Consider the following 22,088-nt stretch of genomic DNA (forward strand, 5'->3'; position numbering starts at 1 on the left):
GGCACAGCCCACCCGTTGCTGGCAGGATCAATCCAGCCACGGAGTTCTGCGCTTGTTTCATTCCCTTCTGATCGGCATGGCCGGCGGCATGCGGGCGCTGAGCCCCCTTGCGGCCGTGTCCATTGCCGCCAATCGCGGTGCCCTGCCCGCCGATAACGGCGCCCCGCCCTTTTTGGGTCATCCCCTGGTGGTTGCGGGCACGGTCGCGCTCGCCGCCGGCGAATTGCTGGGCGACAAACTGCCCTCCTCACCCGACCGGATCATTGCGCCGGGCCTGGCCGCCCGCGCGATCACCGGCGCCATCACCGGCATGGCCCTGGCCCCGCGCGAACAGCGCTATACCGGGGCGTTGCTAGGAGCGGCGGGGGCTCTCGCCGCGGCCTATCTCACCTTTAACGCGCGCATGGCGGCAATGCGCGACCATGGACAGACCACGACTGGCCTCGTGGAAGATGCGGTAATGCTGGGCGCCACCGCCTGGGTCGTGGCCGATGCCAGCCATGCCAGCACCCGTGCCTTAGAGGACACTAGTCCTCGTCGTCTTCCGCCGCCGCCTCGGGCGCTTGGCGCCCCTTGAAACCCTTGGCCAGTAGATAAGCCTCCGCCGAGTCGGAACGACTGGACGGTGGCTTGGAATGCTGGGTGGTGCGGAAGTGGCGCTTGAGCATGTGCAGCAGCTCATGCTCGGTGCCGCCCTGGAACACCTTGGCCACAAAGGTGCCCCCCGGCGCCAGAACGTCGAGCGCAAAGTCCGCCGCAATCTCGATCAAGTGCACGATGCGCAGGTGATCGGTCGGCCGATGGCCAGTGGTCGGCCAGGCCATGTCGGACATCACGAGATCGGCCTTTTTGCCGCCCATCGCCTCGATCAGCATGGCCGGCGCATCGTCGTCAGTGAAATCCTTCTGCAGCAGGATCACGCCCGGAATGGGATCCATTTCCAGGTAATCGATCCCCACGATCAGCGGATTAGCCTCGGTGGAGCCTGTCGCCGTCGCCGCCACCTGAGACCACCCGCCCGGCGCCGCGCCCAGATCGACCACGCGCATGCCCTTGCGGAACAGATGGTGCTTTTCATCCATCTCCTTGATCTTGAACGCCGCCCGCGAGCGATAGCCCGCAGCACGCGCCCGCGCCACATAGGGGTCGTTGAGCTGCCGCTCCAGCCATTTGGTGGATGAAACCTTGCGTCCCTTGGCCGATTTGACCCGGATCTTGAGGTCCTTGTCGGACTTGCGCCCGCCCGTACCCAGTGCCTTGTCAACCATTGCTGCTTCTCCGCGTCGGATAGCGCGAGGCGCGCGTTCGAGTCTTGTCGGCATCCATCAGCGAAATCAGGATCCCTTCGCGCAGGCCCCGATCAGCCACCCGCACGCGTTCCGCCGGCCATTCGCGCCGGATGGCTTCAAAGATCGCGCAGCCCGGCAGCACCAGATCGGCGCGGTCGCGCCCGATGCAGGGGTGAGCCACCCGGCGATCGAATGGCATGTTGAGCAACACGCGCATGGTTTCATCCACCTCCGCGCGGTTCATCCACAAGCCATCGACCTTTTGCCGCTCATAGCGCTCGAGCCCCAGATGCAGCCCCGCCAACGTCGTCACCGTGCCCGACGTGCCGATCAGGTGCACGGGATGGGTGGTGATCATCTGGCGCAGCTTTTCGCGGCCACGGAACTGGCGCAACTGATCGGCGACATAGGCGACCATGGCCTCGAACACCGCCGGGGTCACATCGACGCCGCCAAAGCGCTCGGCAATCGACACCACGCCCACCGGCAGCGACTGCCAGGAGCGGATCGAGGCGGACATGCGCCCGGTGGCCTTCGGGCGGCCGCCGCGGAAATCGAGCCAGGCGAGCTCGGATGAGCCACCCCCGATATCGAACATGAGGGCTCCCTGCGCCCCACCATCGATGAGGTCGGCGCAGCCGGTCACGGCCAGCTCGGCTTCCGTGCGGCGATCGACGATCTCGAGCTCGATCCCCAGTTCATCCTTGACCCGCTGCAAAAAAGCGGGGCCATTTTCCGCCGCCCGGCAGGCTTCGGTCGCGATCAGGCGCATGCGGGCGGGCTGATGCTCGCGCAGCTTGTTGCGGCAATGGCGCAGCGCCTCGACCGTGCGCTCCATCGCGGCATCGCCGAGCCGGCCGGTGACGGAAACGCCCTCGCCCAGCCGCACGATGCGGGTAAACCCATCCAGCACCCGAAAGCCGCCATCATGGGGTCGGGCAATCAGGAGCCGACAATTATTGGTGCCGAGATCGAGAGCGGCATAGATGGTGCCCCGATGCCGGCGGGGAGGTGGAGGTGCGGCTGATGTCCGCTGTTCCGAGGGGTATGGAGGCGCACCGGCCCCCTCTTCCCTGCCCGGCTGGCCTTGCGCTGGCCGGGAACGGAATGGCGCATCGTCGGCAAGCGACGGCGCTGCAGCGGACCGATCGGGATCGGTCACTGTGAACTCCTGCGTGCACGGTCGCCGGTCCGGCTTGTCCGGACGCGCCCGGGCACTGTTTATTGCGTGTCACGCGATAAGGTAGTGCAAGGGGCGGCCAAGCGCAATGGCAAGGATTGTTGCTGGCGCGCTATCCTCTTGAGGGAGGTAAGGATATCGACCTCGCCCTTGTCCCTTTGTCGCCCCACCCTCGCGGCGCTCAAGCCGGGCGCCAAGTCCCTGCAAAGCGCCCGAGCGCCCGAAAGGAGCATGGCAAGAGCCCACAACGGCGGAGCGGACAGCCGCCATCGGTGGGCAATCCTGGCCAGTTATCTACCCTAAAATCAGCTGCTCGGTGCCGCTTCCCCGTAGGCCGCGCCCTTGGCTGGGCCAGGTTTATCCACTGACCCCGCGCTTTCTCCGTCAAAGCCCCTTGATCCCCACCGCCCATGTGCTAAAAGCCGCCCCGAAGCCAGCCGGGCACCCGCCCCGCCAGCCTCCCAGCGCCGGGCTCGCTCACAGCCCACCGATGCCGCTTGCGCATTGGGGAATAGTTCAACGGTAGAACAGCGGACTCTGACTCCGTCAATCTTGGTTCGAATCCAGGTTCCCCAGCCAATCCTCCCTAAGTCATTGATATCGCAATAAGTCCTTGTTTTCCAAGGGCTTTCGAGCGCGTCACTGGCCCACTTTGGTGATCCACCACCGGGCAAAATCTGCATCGGTTTTGGTGGATCGCTATAATACCTGGGGAAGGAGAAATCACGCATGCCTACCGGCTCCAACCTCAAGATTCGTAACTCTGTCTACTATGTCCGGCTCAAGGTTCCCGTTGAGCTTCGGCACCTGATGAGCACAGCGGAATTCTCGCGTTCGCTCAACACTAAGGATCGGCGGACGGCCAATGTCCGCAAACTCTCCGTTCTTTCAGAATGGCATGCCAAGTTCGATGAGTTGCGTCGGCGGCGCGATATGACCGAATCCGATTTCGCAAATGCGACTTGGGATCACTACGCGACCGAGCTTCACACCGATGAGCTTCAGCGCACCATGCCGGAGCTGGGCAACGCAACGCGCCTGCTCGGACACCGGGAACACCACCTGAAGGCCTTGCGGGAGCATCTGGGGCGCGGTGAGACGATTCTGATTGAATGGGCAGCAGACGCCTTCATCGAGCGGCATCAGCTCTTGGTTCCACCTGGGACCGGGCAGTATCGTGAACTTTGCTTCCGGCTGATGCGCGCCCAGATTGAGGTGCTGTTGCGGGCCGGTGAGCGGGACATCGGCAACTATGCTGGCGTCCCTGCCGACCCTATCGTCACCCGCCCTACTGCCACTGCGGAAGTCGCCAAGCCCGGTGAACGGCTGATGGACCTGTTTGAGCGTTACGCCAAGGAAAACCCCAAGCGGGTAAAGAAAGCGGCGCTGATGCAGGCCCGGCGCGATATTGGCACATTCATCGAGCTTGTCGGTCCTGACTTCCCGGTTACTAGGCTCGACAAGAAGGCAGCGCGTGAGTGGAAGGCCCTGCTCATGGAATACCCGCTAAAGGCAGCTGAGATCGGCATCTTTAAGGGTATGGGGATCAAGGAGATTGTCGCTGCGAACGCCCGGCTTGAAACGCCAAAGAAGATCATCGTTGCAAAGACCGTCAATCGCTACATTGCCGCCTTTAGCGCCTTCTGTAATTGGCTGGTGGCCCACGACTACCTTACTGCCAATCCGTTCATTGACATGTATCTGTCGGTGGACAAGACCAAGACTAATGTGCGGCCCTTCACCGACGAAGAGCGCAAGGTGCTGTTTGCCTCTCCCCTCTTCCACTGCTGCAAGAGCGATGCGAAGTGGCATGTGGTCGGCGGGCATAAGATCAGGGACCACCGCTACTGGCTGCCGCACGTGATGATGTATTCCGGCGCACGGCCCGGTGAGATTGCCCAGCTCTTGGTGGACGACGTGCGTCAGATGCACGGCGTCTGGGTGATGCACATCACCGACGAGGGCGACGAAGAAAAGAGTCTCAAGACCAAGGGATCATTCCGGATCGTGCCTGTGCATTCCAAGCTGGTGGAAATGGGCTTCATTGAGCATGTGGAGCGCCAGCGCGTGGCTGGCGAGCGTCGGGTTTTCCCCGAAGCAGAGCGCAATGCGCGCGGTCATATCGCCTCGGCGTTTGAAAAGAAGTTCGGCACCTATTTGATCAAGCTCGGCCTGAAAGAAGGACGCGGTTTGACACTCTATAGCTTCCGGCACGGCTTCTCAGATGCCATGCGGCAGGCTGGGTTCATGGACGAAGAATTCGGCTTCCTGATGGGCCATAGCAAGTTCAGCATGACGGCGCGCTATGGGCAGATGCCCCAGGGCACTTTGCAAAAGCGTGTGGAGCTTATTGAAGCGGTGAGGTATTTTGACTCAAGCGAGGGCGGAGAATGACCTATCTCAACGGGCAGCGGGAGATACTTCCGGATAGCCGGTTGTTCGAGCCTGTCCGGCAACTTCTCACGCTCACCGAGTGCGTTGCTGTCGCTTTTATGGTCACTCAAAACCGGGCGATCCCAAACATCAACACAAGCTATTTCCCTAGCCGGAACTTTGATCTGACAGTCGCGGTGCCTTCTCGTGGCCCATTAGCGCTGGCGATACACGACGAAAAGCCGGATCGAATTGCCCTTGGTTTTATGCCTGGGCAGGCGCAACATCTGCGCGAACAACTTCCGGAGACGGGTCGCTCTGGCACTCTGTTTCCATTGCTCACGATGGCCGCTGGTGTGGCGCTGGCCAACTTTTATGAGTCGCATAGAGACTGGCTTAGACAGGCAAATGGCCTGTCAGGCGGCGTAGATCACTGGCCCCCAGTTCTGAACTTCGGAAGAGCAATCAGGAACTTTATCGCCCATTCCGGAAGGGTCTATTTCGATAGACCTACAGCGTTACCGGTTGGGTGGCACCATCTCCAATTCTCCTATGCCGACCAAGGACGCGAGGTCATTGGAACAGAAATTCAGTATCCAGAAATGGTTATCCTGATGGTTGAGATGGCAGATGAGCTTGACCGGCTGGGCGCGCCAGTTCCCAGCTAATCCTGAAGCGCCGCCAAACCACAAAGGTCGGGCGGCGCTAGTGTTTGATCGGGCCGGTGTTAAGTCAGGCTATCAAGATCATCGGAGACGTTGCACCATGCTGCGCCATTCGCAACGGCGTCATGAAGGCGCATCAGATTGTTAGTGAAGCGCTTCTGGTCGCCAGCCGGTGCCCTGGCCAGATAGGTGCCGACGATTTCAGCAAACCTGCTTACATCGTGTCCGTCATAAGCCTCGATGCGCTGAATAAATTCCATCTCATCGCGGGCAATGTCGACGGCATCAATGTCATCAAGGTTTTCCGGCTGATAGGCCCTGATGGCATTGTTGCGACGTTCCCGGCGCTCAGCCATCATCTTGTTGAGTTCTTCGCCGGAGTGCTTGGCGGCTTCCACCATTTCCATAATGCGCTTATCGAGTGCCATTACGCTGCCTTTCCTTCTGCCGAATTCGCGCGCAGTCGGATGAGACGGGCCAATTCTTCAAGCTGCGCGGCGGCGACCTCCAGGTCTTCAATTTCGGACAGAAGTTCACTGGCGTTTTCTACCTGCAAAGCCACGCCATAGTCAGAGCAAGCCATAAGCATGAAGTCGATCTGTTCAGTGAGCGTTGCCGGTGCGGGTTCAGTGGTGATAGTCTCCGTCATGTCATTTCCTTCCAAGGTTTGACGCTTCAAGACGGCGAGCGCGAAGTTTCCTAGGCCAAACGCTCGCCGCTTTCCTTTCCATAGACGCGCGAAACGTCGCCTGGCTGCTGGCCGGGTGAGCATCGTCGTTTATGTCGGGATTTCGTATTAGCCACACGAATGGTAGGAAATCAAAAGGCGATTTGAGGCGATTGTGGTTCGCGTGTTTTATCAGCGGCTTAGCTGTGCCGATGCCAGCTCCACCCTGCCCTGCTCAATCACCTTCCGCCACTTCGCAGGCCAGACGTTGAGCATCCCGCCCAGCCGGTCCACTAGCGTGTATTCTTCCACTTTGCCGGAGAACGGGCAGAGCTGGACGCCTAGCTTTAGGCGCAAGGCCTCATCGATATTGAGCGCGTGGAGAAGGTCGGCCCAAGTCATAGTGCGCAGGAAGGTCGGCTGGTCGTGCATGGTGTGCCCTCATTGAGGCCATGAGTCTCACGGGAACCGAGAATCGGTCAAGCGCTATATTCTGCTAAGTAGCTGATATTTAATAAGTAAATGTTTATTTAGTCGGCCGGTTTGTCTGCCGCAAGTGCAGCCTTTCTGGCGCGTGAAGTGCGCTTTGCTGCTGCCTCGGCATCACGATCCACTTGAGTCATAGAAGCGCGTTTGGCGTTCTTACGGGCTCTATCCTTTGCACGCCGCCGCTGCGCCTTTTCCTCTTCGGGCAGGCCGGTTACATACTCGCGAGGTGGCGTGCCCTTATCGGCTGCATACCGCTGGCGCTCTGCCTCATTGTATGCGGCGCGGCCCTCCTCGGTTTGCCGGTGCTTGTCGATAATCGCGCCAGCTTCGCGCAACAACCGCTTGTTCCGCAGGTGAAGCCGGGCAGCGTTGTCCTGCTCGGCTTTTGGCAGCGTGGTAGCGTTCCAATTCTTGGCCAGATCAACAATCTGGCTGAGCCTAGAAAGACGCTCCACTTCGCTGCCATCTACTAAACATGCTTGAGCGTCACTGTTCGTTCTTGGTGGACAATCATCTGAGTTTGTCATAGTATTGAGGCGTTCTCCAAACACCAGTTAGCCCCTTTCCGGTCATCACACCGGTGAGGGGTTTTCTATTTTGCCACCCCTTCAATCAGGTCAGCCAGATCAAGCGCGAGGTCGCCCGGAAACGCTACGCCGGAGCCAGGGAACGGGACGACGATTTTAAAACCGGTGCCCTGCCGGAGCACCGCCACCTGCTCGATGGGGAAGATTGTCGGCTCTTCTGTGCCCTGAACAACTCCACGGATGCATGCTGCAAGACGGCGAGCAAAGTCATGTGTGATCACCGTTCGCGGATTGTCGTTCAGGCTGATAGCTACACCAGTGGGGGTATGGGTAACTGTTACACCCGGAATCGCAGGCCCAATCACCCCGGCAGCGATGTTGGCGCGGATCAACTCAGCAATGACGCCGGTGCTGGTGGTTCCGGTAGCGGCGGCAATGGCCTTAAGCTGATCAAGGCGGCGGGGATCAAGGCGAAGCATAGGCGAAGCGGTGGACATGGGAACTCCATTGACGTAAGCCATACATGTATACTAGTTTACGTGTATATTCAACTCAGCGGGGTGCGGTGTCCATCCGCAATTTCCCCCGTTATTTATCTCCTACCTGTAGATAGAGAACATAAATAAAGGACAGGAAAATGCGGAAGGACACTACCAACGCTGAGCCTCCGGCTCAGCCTGCGCGGCCTTCGGCCTTGCCAGCTCGCTTACGCTCGCTTCCGGTGAAACTCGTTTGCCGAAAGAGGGTTCATGCTCCCGGCAAGACGTTCCGGCACGACAACCAGAAACCGCGTCAGAGCCTCACAGGCAACCGAAGGTGTTCGGTAGCTGCACACCCCTTCCGGTCACACCTTCATGCCGCCCTGACTCAAGTGCGCGCCCGTGTCGCTATGCCCGAACCTGCTAACGGCTCCGGGTGTTCGCGATGTTGCCTGGCCTCATGGCGAGCCGCATCTCATTAGCGACGACACCACGCATGGTGGCTTCAAGCTGCCGTGCCATCCTCTTCGCTAAGTCGGCGTTCTGCTCTGGCGTTCCCGAAGAGCCTTCAACCGTAATCGGAGCGTGAATGGTTATAACCGGCGAGGCGTTGTCATTGTTGGCGTTATTGCTTGCCGCGTTAAGGCTCTGAGGTTTACCAACCAAGCCGCCGCTTGCAAAAGCCGCGATCTCTCCCCGGTTGATTGCGTGCAGCACGTCCAGATTGCGTCTTGTGGCAGAGGCATTGACGACGAACTCACCATCGCTAAGGCGAGCCGGGATGCTGTCGCTGGTGCCGCTGCCCGGCCCACGGATCAAACCACCCGTTGCGGCCTCGACAACGCCACCCTCACTGAAGCCGAAGAAACCACCCAAGAAGTCAATACCACCAGCACCGCCCATCAGGTTCGAGAAAAGGCTGTTGATGAGCTGGTCCAGCGCCATATCAAGCAGGCGGTCAGCGAGGCGACCGAAGGCGTTGGCGAGTGCCGTCGCACCGTCAACACCGCTGCGCAGGTCGCCCAGCAAACCACCCAAGAAGTCCTTCGCCAAACCCTTGGCGTTGTCCATCGCTGCCTGCATGCGGTCCATGGCAGCGGTCTCTGCTTCAATGGTCATCACAAGGTCACGGATGCTGGCCTTCTGTGCATCGGTTGCGTAAGCGCCCACGCGGCGAAGCTCGGCGTCAACGCGCTTCTCGACTTCGGACATGCCGATAACGCGCAGCTCTTCCTCAAGCTCTGCAATAAGCTCGGCAGCAGCATCGCGCTCTTCGCGCATGGCACTAGCTGAGCGTCCACCACCACCGCCAACGCGCGGCAGCGGCTCAATGGGATTGGCGCCGTCCACCACGATCTGCAAAGGCGGGGGGTTGAGCGCAGCCTGCATTTCCTCAACGCTGCCATAGGTCGGGGTCTTGAGGCCTTCAAAAACGCTGGCGACGTCGAACTGGCTAGGGTCGCTGCGCTTTTCAATTGCTGCGGAAAGCTCGGCAATCTCAGCAGCCAAGCTGTCCTTGGCATCATCATGGCCGATGCCCGTGTTGAACCAGCCGCTCAGCTCACCCTTAGTTTCCCGCTCAAGCACGCCATCAAGCGCAGCTTGCTTGTCGGCAAGCTGGCGCCGGATGATGGACATGTCACGGGTGTCCAGAGGAGCAGTGCTGGCCCGCAGATGGACCATGGCCGGTAGCTGATTGAAGGTATTGAGGAAGTCCACCAGCGCCAAGGTTGCACCGACAATTGCCTGCTTGAGCGCGCTGCCTACGGTGTTGGCAACAGCATTGAACCGGCGGTCCAGCTCATCGGCCTTGGCAACAAGCTCATCGCTCATGATGAGGCCCAGGCCGTGCGCTTCCTGCCGGGTGGCATAGATGGCGTCTTCGCCCTGCTCGATGAGCTGCACAAACTTCTCACCACCGTTCCCGCCGAAGATTTCATCAGCGATGCGGATTTGCGCGGCCCGGTCGAGCTGGCCCAGCTTGCCAATGATCTCGGTGAACAGCGCCGAAGGATCGCGCAACTTGGTGCGCAAGGCCTCTGCACTGTAACCAAGGCGGGCGAAGGCTTCCGCTGCCGACCCACCACCGGTGCCGATGAACTCATCAGCGCGAAGATTCAGCTCTTTAATGCCGTCTACGAGGCTATCAACGCCGATGCGGTTCTGCTCAGCGACATACTTCAACTCCTGAAAAGTCTCGATGCTTAACCCGGCGCGTTTCGCCTCATCACCAATTTCAGCGATGCCGCGTGCAAGCTCACCACCACGGCCAAGAATGCCCATGATGCCGCCCGCGGCGAGACCACCGACGAAGCCAGCCGCCATGTTCTTACCGATGCCGCCCATGCGTGAGCCAAGGCCGGAGAAGTGTTTTTCGATGTCAGTGGCCGCGCGCTTGCTGCGGCTTTCCATACCATCGAAACTCTTGCCGACGATGCCGCTGGCCTTCTTCATTTCGCGCTCAAGCTTGTTGATGCGCGCCTCAACGGATACGGCGAGGATCTGGTCGTTATTCAATGCTCGTCCCTTCTAGAACATGAGGAAGCCGCCGGGGCGGGCTTCTTGGTCGTCATAAATCGATGCGTGGTTATCGTTCGCGGCAGCGCGTGACACGGCCATCCAACTGGCAACGGCGCCATCGATGCGCCCGGTGCTCTTGCCCTTGTGCATGGTGCGGTTGCCCGCGCTGTCGGTATGGATGGCGACGTTGGAAAAGCACCAGCGCAAGAGCGGGTGTCCGCCGTGCCGGAACTTGCCGCCGACGATGACACGCTCAAGCTCATTGAGCGCGGGCGACTGCGTCACCCAGCCCTGCCGCATGGTGAGCACCGGCAGGCCCTCTTCAAGCAGCGGAGCCATCACCGGCTGGGCGAAGTGCGGATCAAAGTTCAATTCACGCACGTCATAGCGAGCGCAAAGCTCAGCCAGGTATTCCGTCACCGCACCATAATCGATGACGTTGCCGGGTGTGGCGGTGAGATATCCCTGCTCTGCCCATTCAGAATAAGGCACACCATCCCTGTCGGCACGATCGCGCAAGAGATCGCCGGGCAGGAAGAAATGCGGCTTAACGCTGATGGTGCCATGCTCATCGCGGAAGGCAGCGACAACGGCGGTGAGGTCGGTGGTGGTGGACATGTCCACACCAATCCAGCACGGCTCATTGTCCATCGGCTCAACGTCGCCAGCGCCACGGTCATAGACTTCCATGTCAACAAACGGGTCGGTGGACTGGTCCAGCCAGATATTGAGCTTGAGCTGTTTGAAGCTTTGGCGTTCGCGCATGCTGCGCTCAGCCTTGGCAGCGGCACGGTGGAAACCTTCAATGCTGGGATAACCATGCTCAAGGCCGGGATTAGTCTGGAACCATACCGCCTCATCCCGCCAGTCGGCATCGCGCTCAGCTTCAAACAAGATCGGCAAGACGGAAGGGTCGTCGACTTCTCCGCGTGCCACCTTGCGGGCGTCTTCGATCTGCTCCCAAGCGACGTTCTCCTGCCCACGCCCGGCAGTCGTCGCAATGACCATGAGTGTGTTGTCGCTCTTATCCAGGCCAGACTGAAGCGCTTCCCACAGATAGAAGTTCGGCCAGACGTGCAGCTCATCGGCCAGCACGAAGTTCGGCGTCCGACCATGCTGGGTGCCGGCATCGCCGGAGATAACCTCGAGCGCCACCCCCTCCTTGGCATAGACGATCTTCTTCGCACTGTTATGGGCGTCATAGACCTTCACCGCGCCGCTGATCTGGGCACGTGCCTGCACAATGCCCAGCGCTTCCTTGAAAGCGATGCTGGCCTGTTTGCGGTCGGCAGCGGCAAAGATGGCTTCGCCATGCGGCACCCGTTCCGGGCCGATGGTGTGCAGCAGGGCCAGCGCCGCTGCCGTGCTGGTCTTGCGATTGCCGCGCGGCAGCAACAGCACCACCGTCTTGACTATGCGGTCTCCATTAGGGTGGCGCGGGCCATAGATGCGGCGAACGATACGCTCCAGCCAAGGGTCAAGCTGAAAGCCTTTGCCGGGCAGCTTGCTCTTGGGATGCTTGAGCCAGCGCAGGAACTGCACCGCGCGCTCACCATCACCGAAGGTGTCTTCGATGGGCCTGCTGTCATAAATCCAAGCCGGATAGGTGCTAGATGCCGAAGGGGTTATCGTCATCGTTCCCTTCGCTACGCACGTGAGGCCGCGAACGGCTCACTGGCGTCAAGCCAAGCTCAGCAGCGCAAAGGCGCTGGGTAGTCTGGGCAGCGTTCATGATGCCGAAGGCCGGGTGGCGCTTGCCGTCTGCCGTAACCAATCCATCCACGTTGATGATGCGCTGGGCCTGCCGCATGGTGCTGGTGGACAGGCAGTAGCTTTCCAGCGTGCCCATATCGGCTTCAGTGAGCGTCTTGCGCTCAAGCACTAGAATGGGCGCGATCTTGCGCCATTCTGCCTTAGCATCCTTGGGGAAATAGCTAGGCGGCGACGGCACAACCGTAACCGGGCTGCTACCGCTCACGATGGTGCTGGGCTTGCGTCCGCGCGTCATGTCGACACCCCGCAACGCAGTTCCATGGCACGGCGACGGCCAAGCTCAACAATGCTGGTGATGCCATACGGCTGGCCTTCATAGACCAGCCGGTCTTTGGTGGTGAGGCCGTGATAGTGCCGGATGCGAAACACCATGTCCGCGCCATCACCCTCGCCATAAGCGCGAGCAACCTCGGCGAATACGTTGCTCACCAGCTCGGCGCGCAGGATGGCAAAATCCGTCCAGGTGGAGGTGACGGTGCCAGCCGGTGAGACGCTCTCGGTCTCACGCTGCAAGGTGATGGTGCGGTCCAACCGCCCGGCGCGCATCACAGGTGATACCCCATGTTGGCGCGCAGGCTCACAACGCCATGGCCGCAACCGGAAGGGTCGCGCATGTAGATGCTGCGCTCAACATGGATGCCATCGTGCAGGTCAAAGCCGGGCACCGTGAGATCACGCCCAATGGCGTTCCAAACGGCACCACCGATGGTCTTGGTGTTCTCAAGTCCTTCGCCTTCTGCCCAAATGTGCAGGTCCAGGTAGGCGGTCACGTTCCGATAATTGGTGTAGTGACCGGCTATCACGACCTGCCCAGCGCCAAGGATGATGCTCGGAAACGCATCGGGCCGGGTGTCGCCATCACGGATTTCGCGGGGCTCCACCAGCTCCATCACATGCGGCGAGGCGATGAGGCGGGCACGAATGGCCGTCTGTAAGGCAAGGCTAGGTTCGGTCACGGCTGATTCCAATGCTCTTTGATGGCCTTCCGCAGGGCGCGGTTGATCCTATAGTTGATGCGCTTCTGCAGCGTCCGCACGGCAGGCCAGAAGAAGGGCTGGGCCGGTGCATTGGCGGTGCCATGCTCCACAAGGTGCGGATAGCGGACGGCGTGATTGCCAACAGCGACGATGGCCTCAAGCTCATGGGCGGTGCGCTCACCGCCCGGCTGGCTATAGGCAGGCGTGTTGCCACCGGGCGGCGTCACTTCGATGCTGTCGATCAGCGCACCCGTGTCGCGCGACGGCTCGGCAAGATGACCCATCATTTCGGCCAGCTCTTCGGCAGATTTGACGATGCTGGGCTGCATATCCTGCCGGATAGCGTCGGGAATGCTTTCGATGCGCCGCATAAGGCGCTGAACCTGCGCAGAATACGCCATCAGAACACCCATTCCCGGTGCGGCGCGACCAGTTCCCAGAAGCCTAGGGGCAGCTCATCAGCGCTCACGCCAACCAGCACGGCCTCGCGGTTCTCGTAAAAATGGGCGGCAAGCATCAGGACAGCGCGGCGAAGGCCACCCGGCGCATCGTCATAGTTCACAGGCGTTTCAGCGCCGATGGCGCTGCGCGTATGGTCCAGCGCGTCGGCAACCATGCCGCTGAGCAAGTCATCGTCGGCATCATCATCGATGATGTTGAGCTGGGCTTTGAGGTCGGAAAGTGCGGTCACTGTGAAAACTCTATTTGTGAAATATCTTGTGCGGTGCTCCCCCCGCCGGTCCCCTTCAGGGCTAGCAAGTTCTTCACCACCCCCGGCCAGCATTTGCGGTTGCACTCACCGTTCACTGCGGTGACGATGAGCACGACAACACTGGGGGAATACAAATGTCGTGGGGCTTCGAGCGAGGGCGGGTCTACAACAGGCGTGCGGACATTCACGCCAGGTTTGGAGGGCAGCAGCAGGGCGGGATAATCACGCCTGCAAGACACTCCCTCGTCGTGATAATCACCGGCGAAGAAGGGCTTGCACATGGCTATGCCGACCGGCGTCTGGTTGACGGGACGTTTGAATACTTTGGTGAGGGCCAGCTGGGAGACATGACGTTCATCCGCGGGAATGCCGCGGTCAGCGATCACGTGGCTAACGGTCGTGACCTGCTGCTCTTCAGCAAGGTGCCGGCCGGCCTTCGATTTGAAGGTGAAATGGTGTGCGCCGGAACCCACTTCGAGCAGGCGCCCGATCGATCGGGGCAAATGCGTCAAGCAATCGTCTTTGAGCTGAGGCCGATCGATGCAGTCAACGAAGTTGCCGATGAGGTGCCGCCAGCAGTTGGACCTGACCTTGCAGCGATGCGACGTCTCGCGATGGAGGCGGCGAAGTCGACACCTGGTCGCAGAAGCTCTGAAGTCTCGATAGTCGAGCGTAGCCGCTGCGTTCGGGACTACGTGGTTGCGCGGGCCAGCGGCAATTGCGAAGGGTGCAAGTCCCCCGCTCCCTTTCTGAGAGCGAACGGCGTGCCCTATCTTGAACCGCATCACATTCGACGCCTGGGAGACGGCGGGCCAGACGACCCACGCTATGTAATTGCGCTCTGCCCCAATTGTCACAGGCGGGTGCACTCCGGCGCAGACGGCGCTGCTTACAACGTCACTCTGCTCCAAGCCATGACGCAGATCGAGCTTACTTAGGGTCACGGCTGCACCGGTTTGCGCTCTTCACGCTGCTTAGTGCTGTTGTGGTGATGGGCACAAAGGCCCTGCCAATTCGAGCCGTCCCAGAACAAGGCATCATCACCCTTGTGCGGGGTGACGTGGTCCACATGGGTGGCCGCTGCATTGCAGCCAGGATGGGTGCAATGGGGATGGGTGATGAGGTAGGCGGCGCGGGCTTTGCGCCACTCGTGGTTGTAGCCGCGCTCACGTGCGGAAGGGCGGCGGCGATCATGGCGGGCCTTGCGGGCGCGGTCGCCAGCGATCTGACAAGAGCAGCGCTGGCCGGAAGCGACAATGTTGCCGCAACTGCAAAGGTGAGGCGGTGCAACGGGCATCAGGCAACGCGCTCCTTACCCTTGAGGGCATGAAGGCCAGCGCGATTGAACGCCGGGTCGCGGCCCTCTGCTTCGATCTGCTTGAGCTGCGCTTCGGTGTAGTGGTCTGCGGTCTGGTCGGACTTCTGTTGGACCAGCACGCCAGTCCGAATGAGATGGGCGGTCTGCCCATTGTGTGCGGCGATGATTTCGGCAGGTGTTGCGTTCCATGCTTCTTCCGGGGCCCAGCCTAGTGCGCCCGTCGCGATGCCGAAGAGCTGGGCAAACACCCGCTCAGGATCGACGGGCTTGCCCGGTGCTGGCTCAGCCGGCGTGGCGTCGTCGGGATCGATACCCGCAACAGCCAGGACGAATTCTGCCAGCGGCCCGGTGAGCCGACTGCGGACAGTGCCAAGGCCAATAGCTGCGATCTCGGCCAGCAACAGGCTGGGCTTGATCGCGGCTTCCCTCAATACGTCGAGGATGGTGGTGACGTTGAAGCCCTGCACGGCGGCAAGCAGGCTGGTAAGCCCATGCCGCCGAACAAGGCGAATGCAGGCGCGGAGTGACGGGCGAAGCTCGAAAGCCTCGCCTGCCAACTCGACATAGATGCCGTCCGCGCTCAGCTTCATTTAGGCGGCGATCTTCAGCTTCGTCAGGGCTTCGCCCATGATGATGCGACCACCCACGCGACGGCGCGCGTGCAGCTTAACGATGCCGTTGCCAGCGCCGGTGAGGTCATCACGGATGATTTCGAAACCGGTCCGGTCTGCGATGGCATAACCAGTTGCGAAATCACCAAAGACGATGGGCGTGGCCGCGTCGGCAATGTCAGGCATATCCACGGCCTCATAGACCGGGCGGCCCAAGAGCTGCGGCGGCTGACCACCGGCAATGCCGCGTTCCCAGATATAGGAACCGTCAGTGTCCTTGAGCTTGCGCACAACCGCCATGGTCTTGCGGTTCATCAGCCAAGCGCCATTGGACGAATAGGCCGTCTTAATCGAATAGAAGAGGTCAATGAGGTCGTCGCCGGTGATGGCTTCAACTTCATGCTCAGGGACGGCATCAGACGTAAGAACGCCTTCGGCCTGCGTCGTGCCATTGCCGTTGACGAACCAAGTCGCTTCCTTCTGGCCGAAGCGCCGGGCAACGTGGTTGCTCAGGTAGCTGGTGAGGTCGATCTGGGCATCTTCAAGCAGGATGCGCGTCACTGGGACGATCACGGCCATTTCGAAGGGCTTGAGGTCGATCTGGTCAAAGGTCGGCTCATCTTCGGTGCGGGCCGCGGTTTCAGCGACGGGCACCGGGTCAACTTCATCGACAAGGCGCGGAAGCTGAAGCAGCGGGCCGGACATGCTGATAGTCTGGGCAAGCGTGCGGACAGGAGAGAACTCAGCCACCTTTTCCAGAATGGTCGTGGCAACCTGCTCAGGTGCCAGAATGCCGCCGGTGGACGGCGAGCCATAGCCCAGCGACTTCACTTCCGTGGTGTCGCCATTGCGGATGAAATCGGCAAACGCCTTGCGCTCGTTGTCGTTGGCAGCGCCGGGCTGATTATCATTGGCAGCAACAGGGCGACTGGCCTTGGCCTCTACCTTGTCCAGCCGTGCGGTGAGCTTGGCGATGTTGTCGTTTGCCGCCTTCAATTCGAGTGCGGCGTTTTCGTCGGTCGTTTCGGGGTCCATACGGGTTTCCTGATTGATGGATTTGACAGAGGTAATCCGCGCGCCGGGATGAACCGGACGGCGACAAAGAGAGATTTCGGTGATGGTGAGGGCGTTGAACTTGCGACCACCGCTGGGCAGCGGGTCAAAGCCATTGGCCTTGAAGCCGATGGATAGGCCGGTGATACGCTTGCTGCGCATGTCGTCCCGCGCCTTCCGGGCCGGGCCGATGCCTTCCACGAAGAGACGGCCCTTCACCTCAAGCCCGGCATCGGTTTCGGCGGCACTTTCCCAGACACCGACAACCTGAGACTGATCGTGCTCCATGACGATGGGCAGCGCAGGCGGAAGGGTGAAAGCACCCTTTTCGATGATGTCACCAATACTGTCGGCAATGCCGAACGGCCAAGCCAGTCCGGTAATGGTGCCAGCGTCATCGATGCTGACTTCGGCCTTGATTTCGAGCTTGTCCATCAGGCGGCACTACCGTTGACGGCAGCGGAAAGGTCGCCGGTGGCAGCGGCGTCATTGACAGGCTGCTCAGCCGGGCCGGTCCAAAGGTCATTGAGAATGTCCAGTGCAAGCAGATGCACCTCACCCAATGGATGCGCCTTTACATAGGCGTTGACGAGAGAACTGGCCTCTTCTGGATGGGCACCACCGCCAATGAGGCCAAGCCGGATCGTGTTGACTAGCTCGGCAAAGCTTGCGCGGCGCACGCCTTCAACAATAGCAGCGATGCCCTTGCCGGTGAGGCGTTCAAGTTCCGGAATCAGGTGCGGCGTGAGCGAGAAATCCCGCTCACGGTCGCCAAAGAATGCTGTGTGCATCAGGCGGCGTCTTTCTCGGTATCAGGGGGATTGTCGTTATCGGCCTTCGGCGTGCTGGCCGGGTCGGGATTAATGTGCGGGCTGCCCAGCTCATCACCACCGGGAAGCGACGGCAGGTTGCGGGCGGCACGAACTTCATTCGCCGTCAAAACGCCCATGCTGCGATACTGGCCGAACGCCGTTGCCTGCGCGCCATGGCTCACGGTGAGCAGGTCGTCGGCAATGAACTCAAAGAAGCGCTCGGTGCGCTCTTCTGCTGACAACAGCACGCGGGCATAAGCCCACTCCCATGCGTCCAGCCAAGGCCGGAGGGTATAGGTGAGGAACTGGTGTCCCATTTCTTCGGTATTCGCCCAGGTGCCGCGCGTGAGGTCGAAAAGCATGGTGGGTGGAACCCGGAAGGCGCGGGCGATTTCTTCCGTCTGATATCGGCGCTGCTCAAGAAACTGAGAGTCCACGCTGTTGAACGTGAGCGCCTGAAAATCCATGCCGTCCTCGAGCAATGCGGTTCCACCACTTGCGTCACCGGACTGGCTGGCCTGCCAACCTTCCTTCAGACGCTTGGCGGTCTCAGCGCCAAGCTTTCCCGGATGCTTGAGGATGCCAGACGGGCGGGCGCCGCGTGCAAAGAGGCGGGCGGCGTGCTGCTCAAGCGACATGGCAAGGCCAATTGCATTGCGGGCACGGGTGATCGGCGCGGCGTCATCGAAGGCGCGGATATGCAGAACGTCACGGTATTCATACCGAACGTTCTTGCGGCCCTGCCGGACCATATAGAAGGGTTCGCCGGTGGCCTCATCGGTCTTGAGTTCGACGCTGGCCGGGTTAACCCGGATGAACTCGACTACGCGGCCACCGCCGGTGCGGTTGGCCAGGGCGAAGCCACCATTGTCGTGCAACAGCGCATCTCGGGTGAGCTGCGTGCGCAGCTCGGCAGCGCTGGTCCAGTCATTGGCCTCATCGTGCGCAAGGCGAAAGGCAGGGTGTGCCGGGTCGGCTTCCTTGCCCTTGGCATTACGCACGAAAAGTTCGATCGGCAGCGTGCCCACAGCTTCTGCGATCAACTCCACCGCTGATGAAACGGCGGGCACCTGCATTGCGGACTTTGGCGTAACCGACACATTGGAGTGCGTCGGCTGAGCAGCAAAAAGCCAAGCCGCCAGAGGATCGGTAAACGTTACCGGCTCAGACGATGTCGCAGGTTCTGCCTTGCGAAAGATGCCAGTAAGTAGGTCGTTTAAAGACAAAAGCTCTGCTCATGAGGTATTATGATACCGCACTATGCCAGAGCAGGAACAAAATGTGAATCCATTATTTTCACACTACAATTTTTCGCCCGACCACAGCGAAGTAAGTTGGCGTTCCTAGAACAGCAAGTAATCTAACCCTAACCGTCACTAGTTCAGGGCGCACAATGCCTCCATTTTCAAAATCTACTTCATGCAACTCCGTTGAAGGCGGTTCGTCGCTTCGGAGACCGCCGATATATCGCGCTATATGGTCTGTATTCCCTGACCGAATTATTTCTGAAAGGTAGGGCCAAAACGCACCAGCCCCCAGTTCAGCAACGGCAAATGAGTGCGCGATCTTGGCTACCATCAAACAGAACTCGGAGACCCGCACGTCACATTCTGGCATTAGGTTGGTTGCCTTGAGATATTTAGCGACTGCTTCTAAATGGCCCTCCATCAAGTTCGGCGAGCCACGGATCCAAAGTTTGTCTGTCGCGCCGTTCATCGGGCCGTTTCCCGTATGTCCGGTTAATTCGTCCGGCATCCGAAGAAAAGGAAATCCGATCAGAAAAGGATACATCTCAGTAGGCACCGGCACTTTCTGCCATTCCTCATCTGGATGAAACTTAGCCTTCAACAGGAGCGTCTCTGGCCTCTGCCGTTTCCGACGCGAGTTCATGTCATATCGAAGACGAAGGGGCCCGAGATGCGCCCGCATGCAAGTGCCCTCAAATGTGCATGTCAGAGCCGCGCAAGCTTTGCAGCTCGAACTTGGCAGCACCCAGCGCCCACCAAGCCCAAAGGGCACTATGTGCTCGTCGGTTAATTCTTCTTTTGCACCGCAATAGATACACCGCCCTAAGGAACCATATTTGCGGTATGAGTGCCGGGGCAGTTCTACGCCCATTGCTTTGCCGCCTGGAGATTCTGATGCCACGAATGAATGTAAAGGACGCTGTGAGCGCCGCGAAAGCATTTGTTTCCGAGGTTCTTGCTGAGGAAAACCCCACAAACGTTGGTCTTGAGGAAGTTGACTATGATGATCGGCACAATAAGTGGAACGTCACGATAGGATTTTCGCGCCCATGGAACACCAGCCGGTCGGCGGTGGCCGCAATTACCGGCGAACAGCTCCAAAAAAGGGCCTATCGGGTCATTACTATTGATGATGCGAGTGGCAATGCAATTTCTATGAAGCGCAGAGACGTAATCGAGACTGATTAAATGCCAAGAAAGGTAGTTATAGATACCAACTTGGCACTATTGTTTGCTGTCGGATTGACTAACAGGAAATACATCGAGAAACATAAGCGACTTGCAACGTTCGACGAAAAGGACTTTGAGGTCATTCTTGAATTGATCGACGCTTCGGCGGGCCTTCTGTTATGTCCCAACGTTTTGAGTGAGACTTCTAACCTTATCCGCTACATTGCCGATCCGATCCGCTCCGAGATCACGACCATGTTTTCTCGCATCATCGCATCTTCGGAGGAAACGTATATAGCGAGCCATTCTGTTGCCTCCGGGTGGGACTTCGCACGTCTTGGTCTTACTGACATGGTCCTAGTTGCCCTTGCAGATGGAGCAACACTTCTCACTGACGACTTAGACCTTTATCTTGCAGCTTCATCAGCCGGGTTCGAGGCCATCAACTATAGCCATATCAGGGAGGCACGGTTCGGCTAGTTCCGGACCGAGAAGGTGACCCACTTTGGCCCACTTTTTCGGTCACCTATCTTGCTAACCCATTGAATTGACTATACTACTCTCGACAACGGGAGGGTCCAGGTTCCCCAGCCACACTCTCAGCAAAACTCTTTGTTCCCAGCAGGTTAGTGCCAACGCCGCCGGCCCGACTGCGTGGTTTCCCACCAGTTTGGCCACCGGACACGATTCGGTTTGCGGATTTGCAGGGGAGCAATGTTCGCAGCCAAAGCTGTCGTTCCGGTCAGTTGGGAGCATGCATCGACATGCGCACCGGACATTACACGCGCCTGAAAGGTCGCGTGACCTACTTCCGCCGGAAGGTACCTGAGTTCCTTCAGGTAAGGCTTGCATCTACAGAGATCTGTTACAGACTTGGGGTCATCTCCTCCGCTTTGGCAGAGCGGCTTGGCCGCAAGCTGGCCTGGCTCAATTCGCGAACGGCGCGACCCCGGCCCGAGTTGAGGGATGGGGCCGCGAGGCGCGCGTAGTTGGTTGGGCCTCCATCGGTCTTGGCTCCGTGGACGTTCCGACCAAAAGTGACCTGACACTTCTCACCCCGCGCCAGTCGAACTGCCGGAACAGGCGCAGTGCTGAACAGCGGCTTGGACCATTCCAAAGGTCCGAGCACCTGCGCCGGCATGCCGAGGGCCGCAACACCTTTTACGGTGCGGGTCTTTTTTGGTATCCGATCAAGGCCGCTGAGATTCCCCCGTTCGGTGTCATGCCGGGATCGATACGGACATACTCGCCTGAGATTCCAGCTTGGCGTCGCTGAGCTGCTCGATGAACATTCGCATGACGGGAGACGGTTGCCGGTCCCAACGCGTAACCAGCATATAGGGCTCGGAGCGTGTGCGCAGGGTCACCGGCAGCACGCGGACCGCCGCCGATTGCGAAAAGAAATTACCTACGTCGGTCGACAGCAGCGCTACCATCTGATGACTGTGCCGCATTAAAGACATGGTAGCAAAGGCAGACGTGGTTTCCACCAGATTGGTCGGGAACTGCAATCCATACTCATTGAACTCGCGCTCGAGTAGCCGGCGCATCGGCATATTGGCCGAGCAGACGATCCACGGATAGTCTGCGACATCCTCGAGAGTCACGGCGCTCAGCTTGGCGCAGGGATGTTGCACGCTGACTGCAATGCACAGCTGCTCATCCTTTACCTTGAGCGTGTGATACTGTTCAGGTCGGTGGCTGACGCTGGTGCGGCAAATGGCAATGTCGAGCCGGCCGTCATCGATAAGATGAAGTAGCCGGGCGCTGGTATCCTCGTGCACCTGAACCGAGAGTTGGGGCTGCTTGTGCAGCAAGCGGGAGAGGCTCTGCATGGCGAGTGGAACAGCGCCCATTATCATGCCGATTGACAGTCGCCCGCCGACCCCTTCGAGCACCGCCTTCATCTCGTCGCGCAGGTGTTGCATGTCCATCATCACCATCCGTGCATAGCGGATCACGCAATGTCCAAGCTCGTTCGGCTCCAAGCCGCGATAGTTGCGGACGAACAACTGCTCGCCCATGGCAGCTTCTATTTCCTGCAATGCCTTGGTCGCACCTGGCTGGGTCAACGCCACCGCGTCGGCCGCCTTCTGGATGGAGCCGTGGTCTTCAAGCGCGATGAGCAGTCGGAAATGGCGCAGGCGCAGGCGCGCCGCCATGGAATCCAAAGATGGCAGCACTGATATAACTCCCCCTCATACCATTATCAGAACACCTCATTAT

General features: G+C 59.7%; 28 protein-coding genes and 1 tRNA gene. 7 read left to right on the forward strand and 22 right to left on the reverse strand.

The features are described from left to right. The first annotated feature begins 52 nt into the window (after window positions 1–52). Window positions 53–577, forward strand: a complete 525-nt coding sequence (locus tag HRQ64_RS18110) for a DUF4126 family protein (RefSeq protein WP_210258707.1) — start codon at window positions 53–55, stop codon at window positions 575–577. Here the strand turns inward: HRQ64_RS18110 and HRQ64_RS18115 are convergent. Then, the gene (locus tag HRQ64_RS18115) at window positions 528–1,268 is read right to left on the reverse strand and encodes an RlmE family RNA methyltransferase (protein ID WP_172125384.1); all 741 of its coding nucleotides are present in this window, start codon (window positions 1,266–1,268) and stop codon (window positions 528–530) included. The genes HRQ64_RS18110 and HRQ64_RS18115 overlap by 50 nt on opposite strands. Continuing rightward, a complete protein-coding gene (locus HRQ64_RS18120) occupies window positions 1,261–2,451 on the reverse strand; it encodes a Ppx/GppA phosphatase family protein (protein ID WP_349236748.1) in 1,191 nt (396 codons plus the stop codon). Before HRQ64_RS18120 ends, HRQ64_RS18115 begins: the two co-directional genes overlap by 8 nt. A 523-nt stretch (window positions 2,452–2,974) precedes the next feature. Here HRQ64_RS18120 and HRQ64_RS18125 point away from each other — a divergent pair. The 3 genes from HRQ64_RS18125 (at window position 2,975) to HRQ64_RS18135 (ending at window position 5,510) form a co-directional block, all read left to right on the forward strand. Next, window positions 2,975–3,048 (forward strand) — tRNA-Gln (locus HRQ64_RS18125). A 150-nt stretch (window positions 3,049–3,198) separates the two neighbouring features. Further along, window positions 3,199–4,863: a site-specific integrase gene (locus HRQ64_RS18130; RefSeq protein WP_172125386.1), complete on the forward strand. Its 1,665-nt coding sequence runs from the start codon at window positions 3,199–3,201 to the stop codon at window positions 4,861–4,863. Beyond that, on the forward strand, window positions 4,860–5,510 hold the full coding sequence (locus tag HRQ64_RS18135) for a hypothetical protein (protein ID WP_172125388.1): 651 nt from the start codon (window positions 4,860–4,862) through the stop codon (window positions 5,508–5,510). The genes HRQ64_RS18130 and HRQ64_RS18135 overlap by 4 nt, the downstream gene beginning before the upstream one ends. A 59-nt stretch (window positions 5,511–5,569) precedes the next feature. On the opposite strand, the gene HRQ64_RS18140 is transcribed toward HRQ64_RS18135, so the two are convergent. From HRQ64_RS18140 to HRQ64_RS20280, 13 genes are all read right to left on the reverse strand, one after another. Further along, a complete protein-coding gene (locus HRQ64_RS18140; protein ID WP_172125390.1) occupies window positions 5,570–5,935 on the reverse strand; it encodes a hypothetical protein in 366 nt (121 codons plus the stop codon). Continuing rightward, a complete protein-coding gene (locus HRQ64_RS18145; RefSeq protein ID WP_172125392.1) occupies window positions 5,935–6,156 on the reverse strand; it encodes a hypothetical protein in 222 nt (73 codons plus the stop codon). The genes HRQ64_RS18140 and HRQ64_RS18145 overlap by 1 nt, the downstream gene beginning before the upstream one ends. A gap of 210 nt (window positions 6,157–6,366) precedes the next feature. Further along, the gene (locus HRQ64_RS18150) at window positions 6,367–6,606 is read right to left on the reverse strand and encodes a hypothetical protein (RefSeq protein WP_172125394.1); all 240 of its coding nucleotides are present in this window, start codon (window positions 6,604–6,606) and stop codon (window positions 6,367–6,369) included. Window positions 6,607–6,704: 98 nt separating this feature from the next. Next, entirely contained in the window at window positions 6,705–7,214 is a 510-nt protein-coding gene (locus HRQ64_RS18155; protein ID WP_172125396.1) for a hypothetical protein, read from the reverse strand. A gap of 41 nt (window positions 7,215–7,255) precedes the next feature. Next, window positions 7,256–7,687 (reverse strand): hypothetical protein, encoded by a 432-nt coding sequence (locus HRQ64_RS18160; RefSeq protein WP_172125398.1) that lies wholly within the window; start codon window positions 7,685–7,687, stop codon window positions 7,256–7,258. Window positions 7,688–8,092: 405 nt separating this feature from the next. Next, entirely contained in the window at window positions 8,093–10,186 is a 2,094-nt protein-coding gene (locus HRQ64_RS18165; RefSeq protein WP_172125400.1) for a phage tail tape measure protein, read from the reverse strand. A gap of 12 nt (window positions 10,187–10,198) precedes the next feature. After that, window positions 10,199–11,824, reverse strand: coding sequence for a terminase TerL endonuclease subunit (locus HRQ64_RS18170; RefSeq protein WP_172125402.1), 1,626 nt, complete (start codon window positions 11,822–11,824; stop codon window positions 10,199–10,201). Continuing rightward, window positions 11,799–12,197 carry a phage terminase small subunit P27 family gene (locus HRQ64_RS18175; RefSeq protein ID WP_172125404.1) on the reverse strand — a complete coding sequence of 133 codons (399 nt, stop codon included), beginning with the start codon at window positions 12,195–12,197 and terminating at the stop codon, window positions 11,799–11,801. Before HRQ64_RS18175 ends, HRQ64_RS18170 begins: the two co-directional genes overlap by 26 nt. Next, the gene (locus HRQ64_RS18180) at window positions 12,194–12,493 is read right to left on the reverse strand and encodes a phage head closure protein (RefSeq protein WP_172125406.1); all 300 of its coding nucleotides are present in this window, start codon (window positions 12,491–12,493) and stop codon (window positions 12,194–12,196) included. The genes HRQ64_RS18175 and HRQ64_RS18180 overlap by 4 nt, the downstream gene beginning before the upstream one ends. Window positions 12,494–12,507: 14 nt before the next feature. Continuing rightward, the gene (locus tag HRQ64_RS18185; protein WP_172125408.1) at window positions 12,508–12,918 is read right to left on the reverse strand and encodes a DUF3168 domain-containing protein; all 411 of its coding nucleotides are present in this window, start codon (window positions 12,916–12,918) and stop codon (window positions 12,508–12,510) included. Then, on the reverse strand, window positions 12,915–13,340 hold the full coding sequence (locus HRQ64_RS18190; protein WP_172125410.1) for an HK97 gp10 family phage protein: 426 nt from the start codon (window positions 13,338–13,340) through the stop codon (window positions 12,915–12,917). The genes HRQ64_RS18185 and HRQ64_RS18190 overlap by 4 nt, the downstream gene beginning before the upstream one ends. Then, window positions 13,340–13,630 (reverse strand): head-tail connector protein, encoded by a 291-nt coding sequence (locus HRQ64_RS18195; protein ID WP_172125412.1) that lies wholly within the window; start codon window positions 13,628–13,630, stop codon window positions 13,340–13,342. The genes HRQ64_RS18190 and HRQ64_RS18195 overlap by 1 nt, the downstream gene beginning before the upstream one ends. Continuing rightward, on the reverse strand, window positions 13,627–14,163 hold the full coding sequence (locus tag HRQ64_RS20280) for a hypothetical protein (protein ID WP_248308278.1): 537 nt from the start codon (window positions 14,161–14,163) through the stop codon (window positions 13,627–13,629). Before HRQ64_RS20280 ends, HRQ64_RS18195 begins: the two co-directional genes overlap by 4 nt. Before the next feature lie 102 nt (window positions 14,164–14,265). On the opposite strand from HRQ64_RS20280, the gene HRQ64_RS20285 reads away from it, so the two are divergent. Then, entirely contained in the window at window positions 14,266–14,589 is a 324-nt protein-coding gene (locus tag HRQ64_RS20285) for an HNH endonuclease signature motif containing protein (protein ID WP_248308276.1), read from the forward strand. A gap of 2 nt (window positions 14,590–14,591) precedes the next feature. On the opposite strand, the gene HRQ64_RS18205 is transcribed toward HRQ64_RS20285, so the two are convergent. From HRQ64_RS18205 to HRQ64_RS18230, 6 genes are all read right to left on the reverse strand, one after another. After that, entirely contained in the window at window positions 14,592–14,948 is a 357-nt protein-coding gene (locus HRQ64_RS18205) for an HNH endonuclease signature motif containing protein (protein WP_172125416.1), read from the reverse strand. After that, window positions 14,948–15,559, reverse strand: a complete 612-nt coding sequence (locus HRQ64_RS18210) for a phage tail assembly chaperone (RefSeq protein ID WP_172125418.1) — start codon at window positions 15,557–15,559, stop codon at window positions 14,948–14,950. The genes HRQ64_RS18205 and HRQ64_RS18210 overlap by 1 nt, the downstream gene beginning before the upstream one ends. Then, on the reverse strand, window positions 15,560–17,068 hold the full coding sequence (locus tag HRQ64_RS18215; RefSeq protein ID WP_172125420.1) for a phage major capsid protein: 1,509 nt from the start codon (window positions 17,066–17,068) through the stop codon (window positions 15,560–15,562). Then, window positions 17,068–17,424, reverse strand: a complete 357-nt coding sequence (locus tag HRQ64_RS18220) for a gene transfer agent family protein (protein WP_172125422.1) — start codon at window positions 17,422–17,424, stop codon at window positions 17,068–17,070. Before HRQ64_RS18220 ends, HRQ64_RS18215 begins: the two co-directional genes overlap by 1 nt. Further along, window positions 17,424–18,671 (reverse strand): phage portal protein, encoded by a 1,248-nt coding sequence (locus HRQ64_RS18225; RefSeq protein WP_172125424.1) that lies wholly within the window; start codon window positions 18,669–18,671, stop codon window positions 17,424–17,426. The genes HRQ64_RS18220 and HRQ64_RS18225 overlap by 1 nt, the downstream gene beginning before the upstream one ends. A gap of 70 nt (window positions 18,672–18,741) precedes the next feature. Continuing rightward, window positions 18,742–19,293, reverse strand: coding sequence for a hypothetical protein (locus HRQ64_RS18230; RefSeq protein WP_172125426.1), 552 nt, complete (start codon window positions 19,291–19,293; stop codon window positions 18,742–18,744). Window positions 19,294–19,586: 293 nt separating this feature from the next. On the opposite strand from HRQ64_RS18230, the gene HRQ64_RS18235 reads away from it, so the two are divergent. Next, a complete protein-coding gene (locus tag HRQ64_RS18235) occupies window positions 19,587–19,880 on the forward strand; it encodes a hypothetical protein (protein ID WP_210258708.1) in 294 nt (97 codons plus the stop codon). After that, a complete protein-coding gene (locus tag HRQ64_RS18240; RefSeq protein WP_172125428.1) occupies window positions 19,881–20,342 on the forward strand; it encodes a hypothetical protein in 462 nt (153 codons plus the stop codon). A 740-nt stretch (window positions 20,343–21,082) separates the two neighbouring features. Here the strand turns inward: HRQ64_RS18240 and HRQ64_RS18245 are convergent. Beyond that, entirely contained in the window at window positions 21,083–22,045 is a 963-nt protein-coding gene (locus HRQ64_RS18245) for a LysR family transcriptional regulator (protein WP_210258709.1), read from the reverse strand. Between the last annotated feature and the right edge of the window lie 43 nt (window positions 22,046–22,088).

The organism is Devosia sp. 919, from assembly GCF_013185965.1.
In the GTDB taxonomy this organism is placed as follows: domain Bacteria; phylum Pseudomonadota; class Alphaproteobacteria; order Rhizobiales; family Devosiaceae; genus Devosia.

Excerpts from the sequence above, each read along its gene's own strand:
- HRQ64_RS18115 (WP_172125384.1), bottom strand. The coding sequence starts at position 1,268 with ATGGTTGACAAGGCACTGGGTACGGGCGGGCGCAAGTCCGACAAGGAC.
- HRQ64_RS18130 (WP_172125386.1), top strand. The coding sequence starts at position 3,199 with ATGCCTACCGGCTCCAACCTCAAGATTCGTAACTCTGTCTACTATGTC.
- HRQ64_RS18135 (WP_172125388.1), top strand. The coding sequence starts at position 4,860 with ATGACCTATCTCAACGGGCAGCGGGAGATACTTCCGGATAGCCGGTTG.
- HRQ64_RS18140 (WP_172125390.1), bottom strand. The coding sequence starts at position 5,935 with ATGGCACTCGATAAGCGCATTATGGAAATGGTGGAAGCCGCCAAGCAC.
- HRQ64_RS18145 (WP_172125392.1), bottom strand. The coding sequence starts at position 6,156 with ATGACGGAGACTATCACCACTGAACCCGCACCGGCAACGCTCACTGAA.
- HRQ64_RS18150 (WP_172125394.1), bottom strand. The coding sequence starts at position 6,606 with ATGCACGACCAGCCGACCTTCCTGCGCACTATGACTTGGGCCGACCTT.
- HRQ64_RS18160 (WP_172125398.1), bottom strand. The coding sequence starts at position 7,687 with ATGTCCACCGCTTCGCCTATGCTTCGCCTTGATCCCCGCCGCCTTGAT.
- HRQ64_RS18170 (WP_172125402.1), bottom strand. The coding sequence starts at position 11,824 with ATGACGATAACCCCTTCGGCATCTAGCACCTATCCGGCTTGGATTTAT.
- HRQ64_RS18175 (WP_172125404.1), bottom strand. The coding sequence starts at position 12,197 with ATGACGCGCGGACGCAAGCCCAGCACCATCGTGAGCGGTAGCAGCCCG.
- HRQ64_RS18190 (WP_172125410.1), bottom strand. The coding sequence starts at position 13,340 with ATGGCGTATTCTGCGCAGGTTCAGCGCCTTATGCGGCGCATCGAAAGC.
- HRQ64_RS20285 (WP_248308276.1), top strand. The coding sequence starts at position 14,266 with ATGGAGGCGGCGAAGTCGACACCTGGTCGCAGAAGCTCTGAAGTCTCG.
- HRQ64_RS18205 (WP_172125416.1), bottom strand. The coding sequence starts at position 14,948 with ATGCCCGTTGCACCGCCTCACCTTTGCAGTTGCGGCAACATTGTCGCT.
- HRQ64_RS18210 (WP_172125418.1), bottom strand. The coding sequence starts at position 15,559 with ATGAAGCTGAGCGCGGACGGCATCTATGTCGAGTTGGCAGGCGAGGCT.
- HRQ64_RS18215 (WP_172125420.1), bottom strand. The coding sequence starts at position 17,068 with ATGGACAAGCTCGAAATCAAGGCCGAAGTCAGCATCGATGACGCTGGC.
- HRQ64_RS18220 (WP_172125422.1), bottom strand. The coding sequence starts at position 17,424 with ATGCACACAGCATTCTTTGGCGACCGTGAGCGGGATTTCTCGCTCACG.
- HRQ64_RS18235 (WP_210258708.1), top strand. The coding sequence starts at position 19,587 with ATGCCACGAATGAATGTAAAGGACGCTGTGAGCGCCGCGAAAGCATTT.
- HRQ64_RS18240 (WP_172125428.1), top strand. The coding sequence starts at position 19,881 with ATGCCAAGAAAGGTAGTTATAGATACCAACTTGGCACTATTGTTTGCT.